This window comes from Vreelandella massiliensis, assembly GCF_900155385.1.
Lineage (GTDB): Bacteria > Pseudomonadota > Gammaproteobacteria > Pseudomonadales > Halomonadaceae > Vreelandella > Vreelandella massiliensis.
In genome coordinates, this window is sequence record NZ_LT699756.1 from 1 (window position 1) to 4,761 (window position 4,761).

The 4,761-nt window shown below is 59.7% G+C and carries 5 protein-coding genes and 1 pseudogene; 5 read left to right on the forward strand and 1 reads right to left on the reverse strand.

The window, feature by feature from the left end:
* Positions 1-109: 109 nt before the first annotated feature.
* The 5 genes and pseudogenes from BQ9846_RS15790 to ruvX form a co-directional block, all read left to right on the forward strand.
* A pseudogene (locus BQ9846_RS15790) lies at positions 110-421 on the forward strand (RsmE family RNA methyltransferase); the annotation flags it as partial.
* A gap of 55 nt (positions 422-476) precedes the next feature.
* Entirely contained in the window at positions 477-1,169 is a 693-nt protein-coding gene (locus tag BQ9846_RS15795) for a CvfB family protein (RefSeq protein ID WP_075882008.1), read from the forward strand.
* Between the two features lie 87 nt (positions 1,170-1,256).
* Positions 1,257-2,222: a glutathione synthase gene (gshB, locus tag BQ9846_RS15800; RefSeq protein ID WP_075882009.1), complete on the forward strand. Its 966-nt coding sequence runs from the start codon at positions 1,257-1,259 to the stop codon at positions 2,220-2,222.
* Between the two features lie 44 nt (positions 2,223-2,266).
* Positions 2,267-2,824 (forward strand): YqgE/AlgH family protein, encoded by a 558-nt coding sequence (locus BQ9846_RS15805; protein WP_075882010.1) that lies wholly within the window; start codon positions 2,267-2,269, stop codon positions 2,822-2,824.
* Positions 2,824-3,279, forward strand: a complete 456-nt coding sequence (gene ruvX / locus BQ9846_RS15810; protein WP_075882011.1) for a Holliday junction resolvase RuvX — start codon at positions 2,824-2,826, stop codon at positions 3,277-3,279. Before BQ9846_RS15805 ends, ruvX begins: the two co-directional genes overlap by 1 nt.
* 29 nt (positions 3,280-3,308) lie before the next feature.
* Here ruvX and pyrB read toward each other — a convergent pair whose 3' ends face one another.
* On the reverse strand, positions 3,309-4,334 hold the full coding sequence (pyrB, locus tag BQ9846_RS15815; protein ID WP_075882012.1) for an aspartate carbamoyltransferase: 1,026 nt from the start codon (positions 4,332-4,334) through the stop codon (positions 3,309-3,311).
* Between the last annotated feature and the right edge of the window lie 427 nt (positions 4,335-4,761).

Genomic DNA, 4,761 nt, shown 5'->3' on the forward strand with positions numbered 1-4,761 from the left:
TACCCCGATCGCACTCCCTGGGGAAAGCCTAAAAAAATAAATTCCGTAATAAGGAAAAAGAAAAAAGGTAAATTATTTGTTTTCTTATAAACATATATAGGGGTAAACCTGCGAGCAGTGCGGCCGCGCGGTGGTGCCGCCGGTCCACCCGCCACTGCCGCTTGAGGCGTGGCTTTCCGAGCGTCGCGAGCCGCTACGGCTGATGCTGCACTTAGCCACTGGCAATGCGTTTGAGTGCGCCCAGCCACCGGCAACCGCCGCACTTTTGATCGGCCCGGAGGGCGGCTTGACGCCGGATGACATCGCCACGGCCGAGGCAGCCGCCTTCACGCCCTTGACCCTGGGGCCTCGGGTGCTGCGCACCGAGACGGCGCCGGTGGTGGCGTTGACGCTTCTACAGCACCATTTTGGCGACCTATAAGCGCCCCGACGCTGTTTTACCCCCTCTTCTTATCTCTTTTCAGGACGGCTTGGCCATGACACGCGATGCACGACCTTCTCACCTGTCTGCCATCGACGCGGCCGCGCGTATGGGCGACGTGGCGTACTTGACGGTGACGGCGGTGAACAATACCGGCGCCTTTCTGCGCTGGGGGCAGCCGAAGGATGTGCTGCTCCCCTACAGCGAGCAGTCGTTTCGCCCGGAGGTGGGCAAGCGCGTGCTGGTTAAGCTCTATGAGGATGACCAAGGCCGCCCGGTGGCGTCGATGCGGCTTGAGCGCTTTGTGACCGATGAGGCGTGGGAGCTCGCGCGTGGTGATCAGGTCACGCTGGTGGTCGCCGAGCGCACGGATCTGGGCATGAAAGTGGTAGTCAATCACCGCTACTGGGGGTTGGTCTACCAAGATGACCTTACCCAGCCGCTGCGCCGTGGGCAAACGCTTGCCGGCTACGTGAAGCAGCGCCGTGACGATGGCCGGCTGGATATTTCGCTGCTCCCGCCCGGTGAGGCACGCCTGGATGTCGTCGGTGATAAGGTGCTTCAAGCACTGCGTGAAAGCGGCGGCTACCTTCCACTGGGGGATAAAAGCCCGGCCCATGAGATCAAAGCCCGGCTGGGCGTGAGCAAAAGCGCCTATAAACAGGCGATTGGCCGCCTTTACAAGCGCGAGCTGATCACCCTGGAGCCGTACGCCATTCGCCTAGTGCCAGGCGCGCTCACCTCGTGAGCCGGCGCTTGCGGTTGGAGGCAGGCGCGCCGTGCGGCATACTGGCCGATTGTTTAACGACTCGTTGACCCTGGGGATAGCGACCTGATGAGCCAATCTAGCCTTCATCTTGGCGTGGTGATGGACTCCATTGCCGATATTGCTTACAAAAAAGACTCCACCATGGCCCTGCTGTGGGCGGCGCAAGACCGCGGCTATACCCTGTACTACATGGAGCAGGAAGACCTCTTTTTGAACGCAGGGCAGGCTTACGCGCGTATCCGCCCGCTCACCGTGCAGCGCGACCCGGTGCGCTGGTTTGAGCTGGGGGAAGCGGACGCTCGCCCGCTTGCCGAGCTCGATGCGATCCTGATGCGTAAAGACCCGCCGGTGGATGCCGATTTCATCAACGCCGTGCATCTTCTGGGGTTTGCCGAGCGTGAGGGCGTGCTGGTGGTGAACCCCACCACGGCGCTTTTGCAGTGCAACGAGAAGCTTTTCGCCCAGCAGTTCCCGCAGTGCTGCGCGCCCACGCTGGTCTCAAGCCAGGCGGATGTGTTGCGCGCGTTTCACGCCGAGCATGGCGATGTGATTTTCAAGCCGCTGGATGGCATGGGCGGCACCGGCATTTTTCACATTGGCCCGGAAGGGCGCAATCTAGGGGCGGTGATTGAGCAGCTCTCGCTGCGCGGTAAGCGCCAAATCATGGCGCAGCGCTACCTGCCAGAAATAAAGGATGGCGACACGCGCATTCTGCTGGTCGACGGCGAGCCGGTGCCCTATGGGCTAGCGCGTATCCCCTCGGCAGGCGAAACGCGCGGCAACCTAGCCGCCGGTGGACGTGGCGTTACCCGGGAATTGACCCAGCGCGATCACTGGCTCATCGAGCAGGTGCAGCCGATGATTCGTGAAAAGGGCCTGCTGTTTGTCGGCCTCGATGTGATCGGTGATTACATCACCGAAATCAACGTCACCAGCCCCACCTGTGTGCGCGAAATTGATGACCAGCGTGGCACCAATGTCGCGGGCTTACTGCTGGATGCCATCGAGCGCCGCCTAACGGCGATGGCTTGAATGATTACAGACGCCTACCCGCGCGAGGAGGCGCTAGGAGACGCATGCAAAGCTTGAAACATCACTTCCTGTTGGCCATGCCGCATATGGAAGAAGCCAACTTCACCGGTAGCTTGGTCTATCTGTGTGACCACGATGACAACGGCTGCATGGGGGTTATCGTCAACCACCCGCTCGATATCACCTTGGATGCCCTCTTTGAGCAGCTATCGCTAGGCGGGGAAACAAGCCTGCATCGCAATGCGCCTGTTTACTACGGCGGCCCCATGCACAAGGATCGCGGCTTTATCCTGCATCGTGGCAACAGTGCTGAGTGGGACTCCAGTATTCAGGTAACCGATGAAATTGCACTGACCACTTCGATGGATATGCTCCAAGCGCTGGCCAATAACACTGGCCCCGAGCACTACATCATTTGCCTTGGCTGCTCCGGTTGGGACGTTGGGCAACTGGAAGAGGAGCTTAAAGAGAACGCTTGGCTGACCGTTGAGGCGGATGCAGGCGTGCTTTTCGAGACGCCGCCTGCTGAGCGCTTAAGTGCCGCCGCCGGCATTCTCGGTGTCGATCTTAATCTGATGACGCGAGACGCAGGGCACGCCTGATGGCAATTCTCGGCCAGCGCCTCGTCTTGGCGTTTGATTTCGGCACGCGGCGTATCGGGGTGGCGGTTGGCAATGAGCTTTTGCACAGCGCCCGCGAGTTGGAGCCACTGCCCGCGCGTGACGGCATTCCCGATTGGCAGGTGGTGACACGGCTAGTCAGCGAATGGCAGCCGGATCTGTTCGTGGTCGGCTTGCCGCTCAACATGGACGGCAGTGAGTCGGAAATGAGCACCCGGGCACGCAAGTTCGGCAACCGCTTGCATGGGCGCTACGGTAAACCCTGCGAGATGGTCGACGAGCGGGGCTCTACCCGGGAAGCCAAGCAGATTGCCCGCGAAGCCGGGCACCGGGGCAATTACCGCGAGCAGAGCGTCGATGGGATTGCCGCCGTGCTGATTCTGGAGGGCTGGTTTGCCCACCAAGAAGGGCTTCCCGGCGGGCGAACCTCAGGCTAAATTTTATACCCCTTCATCCTATTACACCCTCAGCGATCGAGGGTGCCGGTTTGGGCGGGCACAAACCAACGTACCGGGCGCAGATCTTTCTCGATGAGCTCATCGACCTGCAGCAGGGTGGCAAAAATCGCCATCCGCATCGGGATGCCGTTATCGGTCTGGCGGAAGATCGCCAGACGCGGGTCGCCGTTAAGGTCCACGTTTAAATCATTGGCGCCAGGGCGGCTGTCGCGGGGCAGCGGGTGCATGATAATCGTGCTCGGTGAGCAGTGCTGATCCATAAAGCGCTTGTGAACGGTAAAGTCATCCGACACGCCGGCAAAAGTTTCGCTCATTTCGGCGGTAAAGCGCTCCTTCTGAATCCGCGTGGTGTACACCACATCCAAATCGCTGAAATCGCTGGTCAGGCTGTCGCGAACCTCAACGCGGTGGCCGCGCGAGGTCACGAGGTCAATCAGCGCGGCGGGCATTTCAAGCCCGGGCGGGGAGACCAGCGTGATGCGCATCGGATCATAAAGCGAGAGCAGTTTGATCAATGAGTGGACAGTACGCCCATGCAGCAGATCGCCGGTGAGTAGAATGTGCGCGCCTTTTAACGCTTTACCCAACCGGGCAAACTCTTTATCAATGGTGTAAAGGTCAAGTAGTGCCTGGCTTGGGTGCTCACCCGGGCCGTCTCCGCCGTTGATGACCGGCACGTGCGTCGCGGCGGCAAATTCTGCCACCGAGCCCTGTTCGGGGTGGCGCATCACAATGGCGTCGCAGTAACCGCTCATCACTCGGCTGGTGTCGTAAAGCGACTCCCCCTTGGCCATGGAAGAGAAGGTGAAGCCCGTGGTATCGCAGACGCTGCCGCCTAATCGGCAAAACGCCGCATTGAAACTGACACGGGTACGCGTGCTGGCCTCAAAGAAGAGGTTGCCCAAAACGGCGCCTTCCAAGACGCGAGTGACTTTCTGCCGCCCGGCAATCGGCTCCATCCGCGCGGCAACACGCAGCAAGTGGTCAACGCGGTCGCGGTTTAGCGAGTCGACAGATAACAGGTGGTGGCTCATCTCTGACCTCGGGTAACGTAAAGCACAGGGGTAAATCGCAGACGCAATAGTGTAACCGCCTTGTGGCTAGCTGCCGACGCCTTTCCCTCTCTATTGGCGAAACACGGTTATTGGCGAAGTCCGTGAAAGAAATTTATAAAAGCCCTTGCCAACCCGACGTTGAGCCCGTAAAGTACGCATCCGCTGCCGGGGACGCCAAGCGTTTCCAGCGGTGGAAGAAGGTGAAAACCTTCGGTTTGTCAGTAGGTTAGAGCGGTTGTCTGCTCACCTGGCGCTGATTTCAGTCACTGAAAATAGCGTTTGACAAACACCACGGAAGGCGTAGAATACGCCTTCCTCGCTGAGGCCAAGCAGTACAGCAGTTGGCCGGTAATACAGCGACACGCTCTTTAAGAATTTGATCAGGTAATTCATGTGGGCGCTTGCC